This window comes from Parabacteroides merdae ATCC 43184 (genome assembly GCF_025151215.1).
In the GTDB taxonomy this organism is placed as follows: Bacteria; Bacteroidota; Bacteroidia; order Bacteroidales; family Tannerellaceae; genus Parabacteroides; species Parabacteroides merdae.
Window position 1 is genome coordinate 2,028,527 of sequence record NZ_CP102286.1, and the last position, 18,633, is coordinate 2,047,159.

Annotated in this window: 12 protein-coding genes; 7 read left to right on the plus strand and 5 right to left on the minus strand. The window is 46.0% G+C overall.

The window, feature by feature from the left end:
* Positions 1-7: 7 nt before the first annotated feature.
* The gene (locus NQ542_RS08465) at positions 8-4,030 is read right to left on the minus strand and encodes a glycoside hydrolase family 2 TIM barrel-domain containing protein (protein WP_039849871.1); all 4,023 of its coding nucleotides are present in this window, start codon (positions 4,028-4,030) and stop codon (positions 8-10) included.
* 762 nt (positions 4,031-4,792) lie between these two features.
* Between NQ542_RS08465 and NQ542_RS08470 the strand changes: the two genes are divergently transcribed.
* The 4 genes from NQ542_RS08470 (at position 4,793) to NQ542_RS08485 (ending at position 11,935) form a co-directional block, all read left to right on the plus strand.
* A complete protein-coding gene (locus tag NQ542_RS08470; protein ID WP_005636342.1) occupies positions 4,793-5,992 on the plus strand; it encodes a lipoprotein N-acyltransferase Lnb domain-containing protein in 1,200 nt (399 codons plus the stop codon).
* Complete coding sequence (locus NQ542_RS08475; protein WP_005636341.1) at positions 5,965-7,590, plus strand: alkaline phosphatase family protein; 1,626 nt, start codon at positions 5,965-5,967, stop codon at positions 7,588-7,590. Before NQ542_RS08470 ends, NQ542_RS08475 begins: the two co-directional genes overlap by 28 nt.
* Before the next feature lie 102 nt (positions 7,591-7,692).
* A complete protein-coding gene (secA, locus tag NQ542_RS08480; protein WP_005636340.1) occupies positions 7,693-11,052 on the plus strand; it encodes a preprotein translocase subunit SecA in 3,360 nt (1,119 codons plus the stop codon).
* Positions 11,053-11,197: 145 nt separating this feature from the next.
* The gene (locus tag NQ542_RS08485; protein WP_005636339.1) at positions 11,198-11,935 is read left to right on the plus strand and encodes a tetratricopeptide repeat protein; all 738 of its coding nucleotides are present in this window, start codon (positions 11,198-11,200) and stop codon (positions 11,933-11,935) included.
* 136 nt (positions 11,936-12,071) lie between these two features.
* Here NQ542_RS08485 and NQ542_RS08490 read toward each other — a convergent pair whose 3' ends face one another.
* The 4 genes from NQ542_RS08490 to NQ542_RS08505 all read right to left on the minus strand — a co-directional run bounded on the left by NQ542_RS08490 (position 12,072) and on the right by NQ542_RS08505 (position 17,184).
* Positions 12,072-12,890 carry an MBL fold metallo-hydrolase gene (locus tag NQ542_RS08490; RefSeq protein ID WP_005636337.1) on the minus strand — a complete coding sequence of 273 codons (819 nt, stop codon included), beginning with the start codon at positions 12,888-12,890 and terminating at the stop codon, positions 12,072-12,074.
* 73 nt (positions 12,891-12,963) lie between these two features.
* Positions 12,964-14,265, minus strand: a complete 1,302-nt coding sequence (locus NQ542_RS08495) for a sensor histidine kinase (protein WP_005636331.1) — start codon at positions 14,263-14,265, stop codon at positions 12,964-12,966.
* Between the two features lie 13 nt (positions 14,266-14,278).
* On the minus strand, positions 14,279-15,652 hold the full coding sequence (locus tag NQ542_RS08500; RefSeq protein WP_005636330.1) for a sigma-54-dependent transcriptional regulator: 1,374 nt from the start codon (positions 15,650-15,652) through the stop codon (positions 14,279-14,281).
* A 50-nt stretch (positions 15,653-15,702) separates the two neighbouring features.
* Positions 15,703-17,184 (minus strand): TolC family protein, encoded by a 1,482-nt coding sequence (locus NQ542_RS08505; protein ID WP_005636328.1) that lies wholly within the window; start codon positions 17,182-17,184, stop codon positions 15,703-15,705.
* A 164-nt stretch (positions 17,185-17,348) separates the two neighbouring features.
* On the opposite strand from NQ542_RS08505, the gene NQ542_RS08510 reads away from it, so the two are divergent.
* The 3 genes from NQ542_RS08510 (at position 17,349) to NQ542_RS08520 (ending at position 18,607) form a co-directional block, all read left to right on the plus strand.
* A complete protein-coding gene (locus tag NQ542_RS08510; protein ID WP_005636326.1) occupies positions 17,349-17,720 on the plus strand; it encodes a diacylglycerol kinase family protein in 372 nt (123 codons plus the stop codon).
* 96 nt (positions 17,721-17,816) lie between these two features.
* Positions 17,817-18,026: a hypothetical protein gene (locus NQ542_RS08515; protein ID WP_005636325.1), complete on the plus strand. Its 210-nt coding sequence runs from the start codon at positions 17,817-17,819 to the stop codon at positions 18,024-18,026.
* A 23-nt stretch (positions 18,027-18,049) separates the two neighbouring features.
* Positions 18,050-18,607, plus strand: coding sequence for a phosphatase PAP2 family protein (locus tag NQ542_RS08520; protein WP_005636323.1), 558 nt, complete (start codon positions 18,050-18,052; stop codon positions 18,605-18,607).
* The last annotated feature ends 26 nt before the right edge of the window (positions 18,608-18,633 follow it).

An 18,633-nucleotide genomic window follows, 5' to 3' on the forward strand; every position in this document is an offset into this window, starting at 1 on the left:
AGTTCAATTAATCAGCCAGAATCACCAATTCAGCACCCGATGCAAAATCCTGTCCGCGCTGCTCGCTCAATGCTGTAAAACGGATATAGCGGGCTTTGACCGGCTGATCGAACAGCACTTTCTTTTCCTTCTGGTTATTTTCAAAAGTACCTTTCAAGACCGGTTCACCCCAGTTTTTACCATCCAGGCTGACACTAATCGAATAATCCTTGACATGACCATTCGATCCGTCCTGCCGGGGAAGGAATGAAAAACCTTTAATCTGTTTTACTTCCCCTGCATCCAAATCCACCCAATGCGGATATTTGGCAACGGTAACGGAAAACATCGTATGCCAGATCGTATTCGGATCACCATCCGTCAGGTTCTTGGCATCTCCGTAACCGGACTCTTCGCTGCTTGTATAGACCACTTCCGTCTGAATACTCTCGATCTTGCTGAAAGAAGCCGTTGCATTGATTTTCGGATTATCTTTAAACCAGGCTTTTACGGTACCACCATTGCGGAACGGTATGGCTTCCGAATATTCCTTCGCTTTTCCTTTCCCGTCGGCCGTATAGCAAATCACAGCGTCTTTACGAGCCGATGAGAGCTCAACGGATCCGGCGCGATTACGCATGATTGTCAACGGCATTTCTCCGGCGGGTGCAACATTTGCCGTAACGGTTACATCTTTTCCGGCAGGACGGATTATAAAGCCCATGTCATGATGTCCGGCAAAGACGCGATCCTGTTCCAACGGTCCGCCTTGTCCGCAACTGTTACCACCCAACCCGGTCACAGCCGCATCCAAATGCAGATACGTATCCCCTGCAACCGGCAACTGGTAGGGATGAGAAGCCAGAATCAAATCCAACGCAGAATATTGAAGAGCCGATACAGACAAACGGTCGGTAGCCACAAACACAGCACCCTCGCCATCCGGATCGGTCAGGGCACACCAGCGTACATCCTCGTGGTTGCCCATATCTTGCGGTTTCGGGAAATTCACAAACTCGCCAGCCACCGTATTCCTATGCTGTTCGATAAACTGTCCGCTCTTGCGGTCAGCATAGTTATCGATCGGGCCACGTCCGTAATAAGTGAAGTCTGCATACTGCTGCGGGATTTTCATTACATATCCTAGGCGTGGCAATACCAGACTCGGACGGTTAGAAGTGATGCTCGACTGCAACTCGACAGACCCGTCAGGATAAACGGTCCAGATTTGATTCGTCGTAAACTTGAAATCATTTTCCCCGAATCTCCTATCTGTCAGTTCCTCTATACTATTTTTTCCCGTACTGGTTCCACCTTTGATCTTAGCACCGTTCGGCGCCTGCGATTCGACAGTGAAAGCCAAGACGACCGTACCGTCGTTTCTTTCCAAAACCGTACTATTCGTTGCCCGATGTTGCAGGTTATGCAAGCCGTGTTCAAACCACTGCGAATAGAACCAGTTGTCGTTATTGGTAAAAGCACGCAAAGCATCGAGCTTCGGACCATTTCCATCGGCTATAATCGTCTTGCCTCCGTAGGCCAGGCTGTAAATCGTACCCGTCTCCATATCGAACTTAGCAACGAAACCGTCACCACTCACCGTTTTAATCGAAGTATCCGATTTATCCAACTTCACCTTTCCGGCAGAAGCCGTCACGGCACTGATGGAAGGACGCGCCATAGCTTCCTGCAACAAAATTTGTTCCTCCGCCGTCACAAATCCTTTTTCAGCCCACGGCATATCATCTTTAAGAAGGAACTGCACCTTTACAAAATATTCGGAATCATTCTTCAACTTGTCAAAAGGCATAGGTATTGACACTTGTGCTTTAGCACGGGCAGGAATCGTTCCGGAATTAACCAAACCGAATCGAATCTCCTTTCCGTCTTCATAAAGCGACCATCTTATATCATAATCCGAAAGGTCCTTAAAATAGTATTTATTGAATATCTCAAAAAGTCCCTTCCTGACATCGACCGCTTTCACACCAATATGCTGATAGACTTTCTTCACTTCATAATACTGCGGTTTCGGTTCCAGATCACCGAACACAATGCCATTCATCACGAACTGACCGTCATTCGGAGTATCACCGAAATCCCCACCGTATGCCAGATATCGCTTACCGGTCTTTTTATCATAGTTATACATCGACTGGTCCACCCAATCCCAGATAGCACCGCCACAGAAAAAATTTGTCGATTCTATCGCTTCCCAGTAATCCACCAGGTTACCGCAGGCGTTCCCCATCGAATGAGCATATTCGGAAATATGGAACGGGTATTTGATATCATAATCACCTTTCACCGCACCACGCGTCCAGCCAATAGACGGATACTGGTTCGACCCCATATCCACTATATCATTATTACGTTCATATTGGACGGGACGGGATTTATCCACCTGCTTCAACGCATCATAAGCAGCCACGAAGTTTTCACCAGGTCCCGCCTCGTTACCCAACGACCAGATCACGATAGACGGGTTGTTGATATTAGCATGAACCATCTCCATCACACGTGCGACATGCGCCTTTTTCCATTCTACCGGATGTGAAAGGGAGGCGGCCCCGTAATAATATTCATGCGACTCGATATTGGCTTCGTCTTCCAGATAAAGACCATATTTATTACATAAGAAATACCAGTAAGGATCATCCGGATAATGCGAATTACGCACATGGTTGATATTGGCACGTTTCATCAGCATCACCTCTTTTTCCATCATATCGCGCGTGATGGCATGTCCGACCGCCGGATTCGATTCATGACGGTTCACGCCTTTCAGCTTGACAGTCTTACCATTTATATAATAGTAACGTCCCGCCAGCCCGAATTCATCTTCTTCAGCCGGTGTATCCTTGATCTCGACCTTACGGAACCCGACGATCGTAGAGGTTGTCTCCACCACTTTCCCTTTAGCATTCTTCAACTCTGCAACCAGCGTATAGCGATATGGGAACTCTGCCGACCATTTCCGGGGAGCTTTTACATTCAAGACAGCTTTCGTGGTCTGTATCTGTCCGGGATTTACCACATCCACCGCTGCCGAAACAAGCACATTTTCCACTTTGACGTTTTCATCCGAATACAACTCATTGGCATACAACGCATATTCCAGTTTATATCCCTTCGCAACCTTTTTATCCAAGTTGCATACATCGGCCGAGATTGCCAGCGAACCATCCGTATAAGTCACATCCAAATCCGGAATCGCCACCAAATCGCGCACATACACTTTCGGAACCGAATACAGAGCGACCGTCCGGAAGATACCCGGCAGGCGGAACATATCCTGCGCTTCCAGAAAAGAACCGTCGGAACTGCGATATACTTCAGCGGCCACCACATTCGTCCCTTTACGGAGGTAAGGAGTGATGTTGAAATTAGCCGTATTGCGGGAGTTTTTGGAAAAACCGACATATTGACCGTTGATCCAGAGATAAAAGAAAGAATCGACTCCATCGAAACTGATAAAAACTTCGCGTCCGTCCCAATCCTGCGGTATCTCGAAATTACGACGGAAAGAACCGACTTCATTCCGGTGCTTGTAAGTCGTCCAGTTTGCTGGCGGAGTACGCATCACACCTCCGCGCCAGTCATCGACCGCCACTTTATGCTGGAAGATTACCGGCTGGTTCACATAGATCGGAACTCCATATTTCAGGCTACCGTCTTTCTGGACTCCATAAATATTCCAACTGGAAGGAACCGGGATATTATCCCAGCCGGATACATCAAACTCCGTCTTATAGAAGTCTTTCGGCCGTGAATCGGGATCAGGCGCCCAATTGAACTTCCAGTCTCCATCCAAAGACTGCCAAAATTTACTGTTTTCCGGTAATACCTTACGAGCGCTTTCCACATCCTGGAAAGGGAAAATATAAGCATGCGGTTGTTCTTTGTTCAGAGCCAGGTTCTCAGGCGACTCCCACTCTTTACCGGTCGGTGCTTCCATCGGTCCGTAACTAAATCCCCCAAGCGGCAATTGATCAGCCATGCTATAGAAAGAAGCACAGCAAAGCGCTAAGGCTAACGAGATTTTTTTCATGATGTTCATTTTTAGGAATAATAGATTTTATTTGTGTATTCATTCTTAGACATGCCAAATCGTTCACAAATATAAGAAATTAACACAGCATATAAAAGAACTTCCAGGGCAACCGCACCAAAATTCGGAAATCCCGTTTCCCATCCCTGCAAATTACTCTATTATTTTCTGCAAAAACGGCTATAAAATAGGTAAAACCGGATGGTTTTTATTGTCCGGCATGGTACTTTAGTTGCCAGACATCCCCATGTTGCCATCCTTTACACCCGGGTGTAGAGGGCCGGTACACCCGGGTGTAAAGGATGGCAACACGGGGGTGTTTACGGAATTATGTGCTTGTCTTTGCTAAAAAAAGAGAGGGCTTTTGTGAGATGAAGAACCGTATTTCACCTATTTAATACCTATTATATTCGTTTTTACATTTGTTTATTCGATTATTTTATATGTTTTCTCAAAAGCAAAAGAAGGTAACATATTAGCTATCAATTATATAATAAATTCCATATGTTTCAGAAGTGATAGAGGAGTGATAGAGGAAAACGTCCTGTATCACAGCCTCTAACGATTGAATATCAATAACTATAACCTTCGCAGTGATAGAGTGATAGAAGGATTTACAAAATGGCTCTTACGCTGTAATGTCTGTCTTTTCTTAAAATAATCTACATTCCCAATACATTTTCCTCCGGCCTGTCGTATATTTGTAGTTTAATAATTAGAAGCAATGGCAATTCAATTCAGCATACACATAACTTTCTGTTTATGAAAAAAAATATATTCCTACTCTTTCTACTCTTTACCGCCGTCTCGCTTCAGGCGCAATACCCGTTGCTCAGCAAAGATGCCGAGATCAGCCTATTGACAGTTTCGCCATCGGAAGACGAAGTGTACACGGTCTACGGACATACAGCTTTGCGGGTAAGAGATGCATCGAAAAAACTCGATACCGTATTTAATTACGGGATATTCGACTTCTCGAAGCCCAACTTCATCTATCGGTTTGCAAAAGGAGAAACCGATTACAGACTGGCAGCGCAATATACACGCGACTTCCTAATCGAATATGAGATGCGGGGAAGCGAAGTCACCGAACAAATCCTGGATATCGATTCCGCAGGAAAAGCACGGATATGGGAAGCGTTGATGATCAATAACCGGCCGGAAAACCGCGTATACCGTTATAATTTCTTTTTCGACAATTGTGCGACGAGACCCGCTGCCATCATCGAGAAGCTGGCAGGTGGAAAAATAGATTATAACGTGCCGTTCAAGCAGCAGACGTTCCGCGATCTCATCAACTACTGTACGCGCAACAAACCCTGGCTTACGTTCGGATGTGACCTGGCACTTGGCAGTCCGACCGACCGGATCGCGACTCCCCATGAAATGATGTTCCTACCGCCCTACCTGAAAGAAGCGTTCGGTACGGCAACCATTACCGGTGCAGACGGTTCTCGGAAGGAATTGGTAAGTTCAACCAAAACATTGATAAACGGACTCACCGATGACGTAAAACCGGATACGGGCTTCTTTACGCCGCTTGTCTGCTGTTGGGCCTTTTTCCTGGTTGTGCTGGCTGTCACATTCGTTGAATGGCGACATAAATCCTATTTCAGGATTGTTGATTGCATCTTGTTTTTCACAGCTGGAATAGCAGGAATCGTACTGTTTTTCCTGAGTTTCGTTTCGACACATCCATGCGTTTGCCCGAACTGGAATATTATCTGGTTACAACCTTTTGACTTAGCAGCTGTTATTTTGTTTACAGTAAAAAAGTTAAGAAAGGCCGCATATTATTATCATTTTATTAACTTTGCGGCGCTTACGCTGATGCTGGCTGGCTGGCATTTCATTCCGCAGCATTTAAATACAGCATTTATCCCGTTGGTAATGAGCCTTTGGCTCCGTTCGGGATATGGCGTTTACAGAAAAATATGGAACATCGGGTACGAAAAATATTAACATCGCTCATCGCAATTCTGGCAGCAACCAACCTGGAGGCTCAACAAAGCACTCCCAAATTGGTCGTGTGCATCACTGTCGATCAATTGCGGGGTGATTATATAGAATACTTTTATAATACATTCGGCGAGCGTGGTTTCAAGCGGTTGATGAATGAAGGACTGGTGTATAACAACATACGGTTCGAATTCTCAGACATAGATGAAGCCAGTGCCTTTGCCACCCTATTCACCGGAAGCAATCCTAACTTCAATGGAATAGCGGGAAAGAATATCTACGATTTTGACAAGGAAAAGGAAGTTTCGGTCTTATATGACCCGGACTATATCGGCAATTATACGAAAGAGCATTATTCTCCCCGGAAACTGATCAGCTCCACAATCGGAGACGAACTGAAAATCGCTTCCAAAGGCAGAAGTGACGTATATGCCATTGCTCCCAACCCCGAAAGTGCGATCCTTTCCGCCGGACATGCGGCAAACGGTGCTTTCTGGATGGACGATTACAACGGCAAATGGGCAACAACGACCTACTACAAAGGGCTTCCTTGGTATGTGGACCGCTACAACAACGGCCCGGAATCTCTGTCGGCACGTTTGGAGCAGATGACTTGGACTCCCTCCCTGTCACTGGATAAGTTCAATGCATTTCCGTACGTGTTAGATGAAATTCCTTTCAAATACACATTCAAGGAAAATACAAACGAGTGTTTCTTCAACTTGAAGACCTCCCCTTTTATCAATAAGGAAATCAACCGCTTGGCGCTTCAGTTCCTCGAATACGGGGCTTTCGGTACACGTTCCTGTCCGGATATGCTTGCCATCACTTATTATGCAGGCAATTATCGCGGCAATATGCATAAGGAATACACCCGCGAGATACAAGACACCTATTATCAGTTGGACAAGGATCTGGAGCAGTTGTTGGACAAGATCGACAAGAAGGTCGGACTGAACAACACGCTGATCGTCTTTACCGGTTCAGGATATTATAAGAGTGAAGAAGAATATCCTGACGGCATGCAGCTGACAAATGGCGAATTCCATCCGAAACGTTGCGTCGCCTTACTCAATATGTACTTGATGGCGATCTACGGCCAACATACGAATTGGGTAAAAGGATTCTATAACAACCATATCTATCTGAACCGCAAAGCGATAGAAGACGCGAAGCTGGAACTGACGGTCATACAGGAAAAGGCGGCCGAATTCTTGCGCGAATTCAGCGGCGTGCAATTCGTTGCAACCGAGAATGTCCTTCGTACGGGCAACTGGAATGAAAAGACTTCCAAATACCTGCACGGCACCCACCTTTCAAGCCGTGGTGACCTGATCATCGAGTTACAGCCCGGATGGACCATCAACAACGACGATCCGAAAGCGAAAGTAAAAGTAATACGAAATAATGCAGTTATAACCCCGCTGGTATTTATGGGCAACGGTATCAAGCCGGAACATATCTACCGCGAAGTAAAAGCCACAGAGGTAGCCCCAACGGTAACCCATGTGCTGAGGATCAGGCCACCCAATGCGTCCCTCAGCTTGCCACTTAGAGAATTGACAATTGACAATGGACAATTGACAATTCCATCTAAATAAATATCCATTGACAAATACAAACAAATAAAATTAGTAACCATCCAATTGAAATCGTCAATTGCATTGTCAATTGTCAATTGTCAATTGTCAATTTAATAAGTTATGGGATTTAATGAATTTATGACGAAGCTGTTCGGCAATAAGTCGCAGCGTGACCTGAAAGAAATCACCCCGTATGTGGACAAGATCAAGGCCGTATATCCGTCAATCCAAAAGCTCTCGAATGACGAGCTTCGTGCAAAAACTGATGAAATCAAACAACGTATCCAGGATTACGTAGCCGATGAACGCGCTAAAGTGGAAGAACTGCGCAAAGGCATCGACAACAAGGAACTGGAAGAACGTGAAGCGATCTGGGCAGAAGTTGACAAGATCGAAAAGAATATCACTGAAAAGATGGAAGTGGTACTGGAAGAGGTACTTCCAGAAGTCTTTTCTATCATGAAAGATACGGCTCGCCGTTTTTCTGAAAACGAAACGATCGAAGTAACGGCAAATGACTTCGACCGTAACCTGGCTACCAAATACGACTTTGTGGAAATCAACGGCGACAAGGCCATCTATCACAACCATTGGGTAGCAGGTGGCAACGAAATCACCTGGGATATGGTCCACTACGACGTACAGTTGTTCGGTGGTGTCGTACTGCACAAAGGCAAGATTGCCGAAATGGCGACCGGTGAAGGTAAGACATTGGTGGCTACTCTGCCGGTATTCTTGAACGCATTGACCCGCAACGGTGTACACGTAGTAACCGTGAACGACTACCTGTCAAAACGTGACTCGGAATGGATGGGCCCGTTATATATGTTCCACGGACTGTCGGTAGACTGTATCGACAAGCACCAGCCGAACTCCGACGCCCGCCGTGCCGCTTACAATGCCGACATCACATTCGGTACGAACAACGAATTCGGTTTCGACTATCTGCGTGACAATATGGCGATCAGCCCGAACGACCTGGTACAGCGCAAACACAACTACGCCATCGTCGATGAGGTCGACTCCGTGTTGATCGACGATGCCCGTACACCGTTGATTATTTCCGGTCCGATCCCTCGCGGCGAAGAGCAGCTGTTCGAACAGTTCCGTCCGAACGTGGAAGTAGTCGTAAACGCACAGAAAGACCTTTGTTCCAAGATGCTGATCGAAGCCAAGAAGAAAATGGCAAGCAGCGATCAGAAAGAGGTGGAAGAAGGTTCTATCCAACTGTACCGTTCTTTCAAAGGATATCCGCGCAACAAGGCACTGATCAAATTCCTGAGCGAACAAGGCGTAAAAGCCCAGATGTTGAAGACGGAAGAATATTTCATGTCAGAAAACATGCGTCACATGCATGAAGCGACAGACGAACTGTACTTCGTGATCGACGAAAAAAATAACAGTATCGAATTGACCGATAAAGGTATCGACTTGCTGACCGGCAAGACCGATGATCCGACATTCTTCGTATTGCCGGATATCACCTCCCAGCTTTCCGAACTGGAACATATCCAAAACGAAGAAGAAAAACAGGCTAAGAAAGACGAATTGCTGGCCAACTATTCCGTCAAGAGCGAACGCGTACATACGATCAACCAGTTGTTGAAGGCTTACACTTTGTTCGAGAAAGACGACGAATATGTCGTGATGGACAACAAGGTCATGATCGTCGACGAACAAACGGGCCGTATCATGGACGGACGCCGCTACTCCGACGGTCTGCATCAGGCTATCGAAGCAAAAGAACGTGTGAAAGTGGAAGCTGCAACACAGACATTTGCAACAATCACCCTGCAGAACTACTTCCGCATGTATCACAAGCTGTCAGGTATGACCGGTACGGCAGAAACGGAAGCCGGTGAATTCTGGGACATCTACAAACTGGATGTTGTCGTAATCCCGACAAACCGCCCGATCGCCCGTAACGACATGAACGACCGCATCTACAAGACGAAACGCGAAAAATATAACGCCGTAATCGAAGAGATCGTCCGGTTGACCGAAGCAGGACGTCCGGTACTGGTCGGTACGACATCCGTCGAAATCTCCGAATTGTTGAGCCGTATGCTTACTATGCGTAAGATCAAACATAACGTCCTGAACGCGAAATTGCACCAGAAAGAAGCTGAAATCGTAGCGACTGCCGGACAGAGCAGTACGGTGACGATCGCCACCAACATGGCCGGTCGTGGTACTGACATCAAGCTATCGCAGGAAGTAAAAGCAGCCGGCGGTTTGGCCATCATCGGTACGGAACGTCACGAAAGCCGCCGTGTAGACCGTCAGTTACGTGGTCGTGCCGGACGTCAAGGTGACCCGGGTTCTTCCGTATTCTTTGTTTCTCTGGAAGACGATTTGATGCGTCTGTTCGCATCTGAAAAGATAGCCGGATTGATGGACAAATTAGGGTTCAAGGAAGGTGAAGTGTTGGAACACAGCATGCTGAGCAAATCTGTTGAACGTGCTCAGAAGAAGGTGGAAGAAAACAACTTCGGTATTCGTAAACGTCTGTTGGAATATGACGATGTGATGAACTCGCAACGTAACGTAATCTATACCCGCCGTCGTCATGCTCTGATGGGAGAACGTATCGGTCTGGACGTATTAAATACAATTTATGATACATCCGTTGCAATCGTCGACCAGCATGCCGATGGTGACTACGAAGGTTTCAAGCTGGAACTGTTCAAGACTTTCGCAATGGAATGTCCGTTCACGGAAGAAGAATTCAAGAACGGCAAAGCCGACAAGCTGGCCGATAAACTGTTCGATGAAGCGTTGCAGCTGTTCAAACGCCGCATGGAACGTATGACTCAGGTTGCCAATCCGGTGATCAAACAAGTTTACGAACATCAGGGTGCGATGTATGAAAACATCATGATCCCTATTACGGACGGTAAACGTATGTATAATGTTTCCTGCAACTTGAAAGAAGCTTACGAAACAGAAAGCAAAGCTATCACGAAAGCATTCCAAAAATCGATCGTCCTGCATACTATCGATGAAGCTTGGAAAGAACATTTGCGTGAAATGGACGAACTGCGTCACTCGGTACAAAACGCCAGTTACGAAAATAAAGATCCCCTGTTGATCTACAAGTTAGAGTCTTACAACCTGTTCAAGAACATGGTGGATATGATGAACCGTAAGACTGCTGCCGTCTTGATGCGCGGGCAGATCCCTGTTCGCGAAGAACCGACCGAAGAAGAAAAGCAGGCTATGGCTGCCCGTCAAGCAGCTATGGAAGAGGCTGCCCGTCAGCGTATCGCTATCCAAAGAGCTGAAGCCGAGCGCCACCAGGACATGAGCAAATATCGTACTGAGAAGACCGATATCTCCGGTAACAACAATCCGGAAGAACGTGCCCAGCAACAACCGCGCCAGGAACCAGTTCGCGCCGAAAAACGCGTAGGTCGCAACGACCCCTGTCCTTGCGGAAGCGGTAAGAAATATAAGAATTGCCACGGGCAAGGTTTATAATCCTATCCTGTAAGATCAAAACAAAGGCGGCTCTGAAGGTCGCCTTTGTTTTCTTTATAAATCTAAAAAAACATAAAATCCTTTTGTCTCTTACATTACACTTACTACCTTAGTCGAACTAATTTAAATATTACATTTAATCACCATGAAGAAAATTATCTTATTACTGGCTTTTTGCCTGAGTGTAGGCAATTTATTCGCACAAGATGCGAACGCAGACAAACTGCGTGAAGAAGGAGACGCAGCCATGACTGCAAAAAACTATCCCGAAGTTGTAGCAAAGTACAGCGAATACTTGAAACTTACAAACTATGAAGATGAAAGCCGTATCTTTAACTGTGCATTTGCAGCTTACAATGCCAAAAAGTATGACGATGCCATCAAGTTCTACGACATGGCCATTCAAAAGGGCTATAAAGCGGACGACGCCTATGTAGGCAAAGCGATGTCTTTGCGTAGTCAGGACAAAGCTGCTGATTTTACAGCAACAGTTGAAGCTGGTCTGAAAGCAAATGCCCAAAACGCAAACCTCGAAAAACTTCTGTATGCTTATTGCATGAAGAAAGGACAAGCAGCCCAGAAAGCAGGTAAGACAGAAGAAGCAGAAGAACTGTTCAAAGACGTATTAGTTGTAAGTAACGCCAAATATAAAGGCAACGCTCTGTACAGCCTTGGCGTTATGTTCTACAATGCAGGTGCAAAAATTCTGGCCGATGCCAACCCGATCGCAACATCCGATCCAGACAAATACGCTGCTGAAAAGAAAAAAGCAGATGCTCAAATGGCAAAAGCAAAAGGTTATCTGGAACAGGCAGTCGCTTTGAACGCAGCCGATGCTAATTCCAAAAAGATTCTGGATGCTATCAATGCTGCTGCAAAATAAAGTATAACGCAATAATTAAAAAGAGGACTGAAGTCCTCTTTTTTTATTTATACAAAAAGCGAATCATATAAATCCGTACGACAGAGATCCGGCATAATATCAGCCACACTCGGAACAACTATCGACCGGTGTTTATTCAAATGTTAATCCTTTCCAAATCGTCCGGTACATAAACGGTTCCGGAGAATGCCTGTGCAGCTTCACGCATATAAGATTGCTTGCGGGTATCCAAGTTACGGTCTTCGGTGTGATATAAGACCAAATTCTTCACTCCCAATTCCGCAGCCAATCTCCCGGCGTCCAATGCCGTACTGTGGTGCTTCTTATAAGGTTGGAAAACTTCCCGATCCTCATACAAGCAAAAGGCTTCGCATAAAAGCCAGTCCGCATTTTCCACATAAGAGCGGTTTATCACATTATAAGGTTCGTCTCCCAGACAGACAAACGACTGTCCGTCCGGCAGCTGCGTTCGAAATCCGAACTGTTTTTCTTTGGTGGATGCGATATCGAAACATTGCAGGCATAAACCTCCGGCTTCAAAGGTCTCTCCATCCTTCACCTCACGAAACTCGACTGCGCTCCCGATCAATGCGACGATCTTTGCCGGCAGCAATTTCCGGCAGATCCAATCCAGCACTTCCAACACCTTATCATGTCCATACACCCGGAAAGTGCCCGTATATTGTCCGGACAGCATTTTCTGCATAACGATACGGACCATCCAGACAGCCCCCAATATATGGTCGGTATGAGCATGTGTCACAAACATATCATGTATCTCGCTTATCGCGATTTCCGCTTTCTCCAACTGTCCCAATATACCGTTGCCACCTCCGGCGTCGACCAGTAAGATGTTCTTTCCGGTCTTAATCGTGAAACAGGTGTTATAACATTTTGTAACGGTAGCATTACCTGTTCCGAGCATAGTCAGTTCAGTAGTCATATTTTCAATCATAAATGTAGGTTTATCTATATTTTATTACAGTTACTTATTATCATTCCGTCCGGTCAAGCCTGTAAGCCCGATACTACTCGAACAAAATTCTAAACCTCGTCAATCCGTCCGCATACGTCCTAAGAGAAAAAGAACAGTTGTGCTTTTGAAGCACTTCGCGGATAAAGATCAAGCCGATGCCCTGACCACCGCGTTTGGTGGAAAAGAAAGGGCTGAACAACTTGGCCTCCGTTTCCTTATCAATGCCTTTACCAGTGTCGGCAATCTCCAGGCAAACCGGATTACGGAAGGTACGGATATAAATCTCGCCATCGTGGCCGATCGCCTCGGAGGCGTTCTTGATGATGTTGACCAATACCTGTTCGAAGAGTGAATTGTCCAGATTGACAATCGGCGAGACGGAGTCCAGCTCCATCACGATCCGGATATTCCGGTTCAGACAGATCGTTTCCATAAAACGTTTGCAAGAAAAGACAACTGCATTCAGCGGCTGTGTCTTGGTTTGCGGCTCCGGTATGCGGACCACATCTGCAAAATTCGTGATAAAATGGCTCATACTGTAACAACGCTCTATCGAAACGCTCAAAACTTCACAAATATCTTCCGTATCCTGCATCCCGCTGAAGGTCGCTTCAAGCGTATCCAATGTAGAAGTAATGCCAGCAGTCGTGTTATTCACCTCATGGGCAATCATGCGGATCACCTTTTCATACGCTTTCTTTTCGGCCTTGAAGACCTCCTGCGTCAACATTTCCACCAGATAGAACGAATGATGGAAGCCACGGTCCACAAATGATGAATGCGTACATTTATAGATATTGGCATCGTTCAGGCGAACTGTCTGCGAATCATACAAGGGGATCGGCTCCAGCTCTGCCGCCAAAGGTGAATCCAATTCCGACAGACGCTTACCCACAATATCCGGCAAGGAAGAGATCCCCAACATCTTACGAGCCGCCGGATTAACCGAAAGGACTTCCTTATCGAGATTCAACATAATCACTCCCATCGGTGAAGCATTGATCAGCAGATCCAGAAAATGATTCTGTTCCCTTAAATGCAGTCGTTCGTTCTTCAACTGTTCCATCATCTTGTTGAATATATCGACAATACGATCTGCCTCCTTCTGTCCCACACGGCTCAGACGGGAACTGAAATCCTGTTCCTTCAACAGCTCCATACCGTTCCCAATGATATGAAGCGGCTTGATGATACGGCGATAGAACACAGACAAATAGAGAACCGTCAGAAGTACGAGTCCTTCCACCAAGAAGAACAGGGAAACCGATTCCGTATAGAAAGCATGATAGGTAATGATTGCCAATACAGACAACAGCAATGCAGTCAATATCCAAAACAGTCCTTTTATTCTCATCAGCCGGGACGATTTACTTGTCTACAGGTATATCATATTTCTCTAGACGACGGTACAGGGCTGCCCGACTGATGCCGAGCGCCGTAGCAACGTGTGAAAGATTACCGGCATGTGTCTTCAGTGCCTGGAGAATCGTTTGCTTTTCCAACTCGTCCAACGTCAGGCCTTCAAGCGAAGAAGCAGCCTCAGCCTTTGCCGACAGCATCGTATGGAAGCACTGGCTCTCGAAATCAGAGGCTTCCAAAACAGCCTTGCCTGATACCAATATCGTCCGTTCCACCAAATTCTTCAACTCACGGATATTACCAGGATAAGGCAGCTTTTGCAGGAAGGTCAAGGCTTCCGACGAAAAGCGGACGGTAGGCAAGCCGTTTATCTCCGATTGTTTGTCGGCAAAATAGCGTACCAACAGAGGAATATCGTCTTTACGCTCACGAAGCGCAGGTAGGTGGACGGTTATCAAGTTGATGCGATAAAACAAATCTTCCCGAAACATGCGCTCTACCACCATTTCACGCAGGTTACGGTTTGTCGCGCTAACCACACGGATATCGACTTTGCGAGGACGGCTATCGCCCAAAACCTCGAACGTCTGGTCTTGCAGAACACGTAACAACTTCACCTGACAAGACAGTTCGAGATCGCCGATTTCATCGAGAAAGATCGTCCCTTTATTTGCCATCTCGAAACGTCCGGTACGATCGATATAAGCATCGGTAAACGCTCCTTTCTTATGCCCGAACATCTCACTCTCGAAAAGGCTTTGCGAAAGTCCGCCAAGGTTGACCTTTACGAACGGCTCCTTCGCACGTGAACTGTTCGTATGAATCGCCTCGGCAATCAGTTCTTTGCCCGTTCCACTCTCTCCGGTTATCAGGACTGAAGCGTTGGTCGGAGCAATCCGGGAAACCGTCCCCAGCACATCCATCAACGGAGCGCTCTGGCCTATGATCTTGTCAAAATGAAATTTATTATCGGCATCCAGGCGGTTCAATGGCATTTTCTGCTCCTTCTTCTGTTCACTTAGTTCGATCGCCGTACGGATAGATTTCAGCAGTACGAGATTATTCCAAGGTTTAGTCACAAAATCGAAAGCTCCTGCTTGCATTCCCTGTACGGCAAGCGAAATAGATCCCCATGCCGTCATCAGAATAACCGGGACATCGGGCTGGAATACCTTCACCTGCTTCAGTAGTTGTATACCCTCTTCACCGGTCGTAGTCAGTGTAAAGTTCATATCCATCAGGATAAGCTGCAACGTCGTCTGGCGTACGACAACCAACGCCTCTTCCGGCCCCGGAACAGCTTCCGGTTCGAACCCGGCTCGTTTCAACAAGAAAGTTAGCGAAGAACGAACGGCAGCATCATCGTCTATTATCAAGATCATTGATTTATGATTTCAAATTTATGATTTGCAAATTTATAGAATTAAATCAATCATCGCCTCACGATCTTCTCAAATTCCGCATCAAGAGTCTGGTCATTAATGAAATCATAAAGAGTGACGCTGCGTATATTGTAATAGTAGTTCCAATAGTCGTACAATTCCTGGATATGCTTCTGTTTAGCCTCATCCTTCGATTGTTGTGCATCGTTCAGGTCCAGAATATTGATCTTTCCGATCATGAATGTCTCGATAGAAGTCTTGTAGCGCTTCTCGGCAATCACATCAGCTTCCTGAGCGATCTCCAATTGGGCAGCCTGGTTATTAAAGTTTTCCACCAACAGGAAAATATCCTGATTGAAACTGATTTCCTCCTGGCGAATCTTGGACAATGTCACATCGCGGTTAGACTCGGCAACCTTCACTTTGCCCCGGCGCTTACCCCAGTCGAGAATCGGGATCGTCATGCCGACTTCCACCACCTGGTTTCCCTTTAACCGGTGATAGGCAGCATCAAACGTATGGTCTTTTCCGGTATAACCGATCGTGGCAAAAAGGTTGATACTGCGGCGGTTTCCTTTGGCAGCCGCGACCTCGTAATCGGCTTCCAGCTGACGACGACGAATATTCTTGGCGAACGAATTGTTTTCCTGTGCTTTCTGTAACACAACCTCATAAATCATCCGTAGAGAAGGAGCGGACTCCGGCAGGATCGGCTCGATCACTTCCTGTTCGCTCAACCCCAAAAAAGCACGGAGCTGAAACATATTGGCATTGAGACCGGACTGCGCCTCAGTCAACTTCCCTTTCATCTGCAAGGCAGACAACTTCAGCTGCATCAGTTCACTCTCGGAGATATGACCGATCTTACGCTTGGCAACAGCTATCTCGTACAATTTATCGGCATTTTCAAGGTTCTGCCTGGCAATATGCAAGTTCTCATTCGCCAGCAACAAATTGAAAAAATAACCGATCGTGTTGATCGTCACCCCTTCCACACTCTCGATATAAGCGGCTTTCGCTTCCTGATAGCGTACAGGCTCGATACGCCTTTTCCATTTCTGATCGTTCACACCGAAAATCGGTTGCGTAAGCGTCAACCCGATAGGCACGCTCATATATTCGTTGAAAGCCCCTTTCCCCAACTGCCGGTTGAAATCGAGAGAAGAGTTCAACGATATCTTACCACCTGTCAAAGCTATATTCTGATCAATCGAAATCTCTCCGTTCAAGCCGAGCGAATTATTTTGGACAAAAGTGTACGAACCATCGGACTGCTGGTATTTGGTATACTGTTTACTATAAGCTGGAAGCGTCCCTTTGAAGTTTATCTCCGGTAACTGGTCGGCAACATGTGTACGGTATTCCCAATAAGCCGTTTTCAGCTCGTTCAAGGCAACTGCAGCATCCACCGATTGCATTTGTGCCAAGTTAATCGCTTCTTTGAGGGTCAGCCTGACAGTATCTTGTTCCTGTGCCTGCAATCCGACATCCGATAACAGGAGAGAAATGATGGCTATATAGATCTTTTTCATCGTAATAAATGTTTTGATCTACCGTTGGCAAAAGCTATGCCAAAAAGATATATAACTGATTATCTGCAACATGTTCCAAACAACAGTGTCCGAAAATGAACATAGTGTCCGTTTTTGAAGTATTATTAGTATCTTTGTCTCGTTCTCTCAAAACAATAAATAATATGAAAAACAGCGGCTTCACTTTCCGTAAACGACTAGCCAGTTTCCGGTATGCTTTTAACGGCATCCGTTTATTGATACAAAAAGAGCACAATGCGTGGATACATTGTTTTGCGGCTATTTGTGTGGTTATTGCCGGCTTTTTCTTCGGTTTATCCCAGACAGAATGGATAGCGGTCGTGATCGTAATCGGAGCCGTATTATCGGCAGAAGCAATCAATTCATCCATCGAATCATTGGCAGATTTAGTCTCACCCGAATACAACGAAATAATAAAAAAAACGAAAGACCTCGCGGCAGGAGCCGTCTTAATTATGGCAATAGCAGCCGCCATAGTCGGATCGATTATTTTTTTCCCTAAACTGGGATTCTGAATGACTATTTAAAAGAATAGTCCTTTATTTCATTGTTTTACAATTCTCTTTTCCTATATTTGTGCCATTATTAATTAAACATTAAAACAGGAGATTATGGCACGCACAGTAAATTATCCGAAAAGAGCGGAAAAAATTAAAGAAATGATTGATGATTTAGTAAAGGAAATGGGACATTCTCCACACAGAATGTCTAAAAAAGACAAAATCAAACTCATTGACATTGACTTTGAAAATATCGACGTTGTAACACTAATGCAAGTACAGGCACGTATCAGCCGCCTTATTCTTGAAAAAAGCAAATAAACGCAAATAAGACATATCTATAAATGAAACGAATTCTTACCCTGATTTTCATATTATTCGTTTGTTTATCGGGAAAGGCGCAGGAGGTTGAGATAAGCGGAAGCCGCAAGGCTGTCCGTACGTCAGGTGACGTGTTGGCGTTTGTAACGCCTGTAGCGAGTTTGACCACCGTATTGGTGTTGCAGGATTGGAAAGGATTGAAGCAAGGCGCTTTGGCAGGAGTTTCTACTATAGGTATGACATACGCCCTGAAATATCTGATCAAGAAAGAGCGACCGGACGGTAGCGACAAACATTCGTTTCCTTCCATGCACACCTCAGTTTCATTTACGGGAGCTGCATTCATCCAACGGCGCTATGGCTGGAAATGGGGAATTCCGGCCTATGCGATTGCCTCGTATGTCGGATGGAGCCGGACGTATGCCAAAAAGCACGACTGGTGGGACGTTGTGGCGGGAGCCGCTCTCGGAGCCGGAAGCGCTTACATTTTTACCCGTCCGTTTGCCACGAAGCATAACCTGTCTATCAGCCCTGTTGCGAGTGATAAACACTTCGGCATATATGCTTCCATGACATTTTAGAAAATTAAGCCCGGCTTCACAGAGAT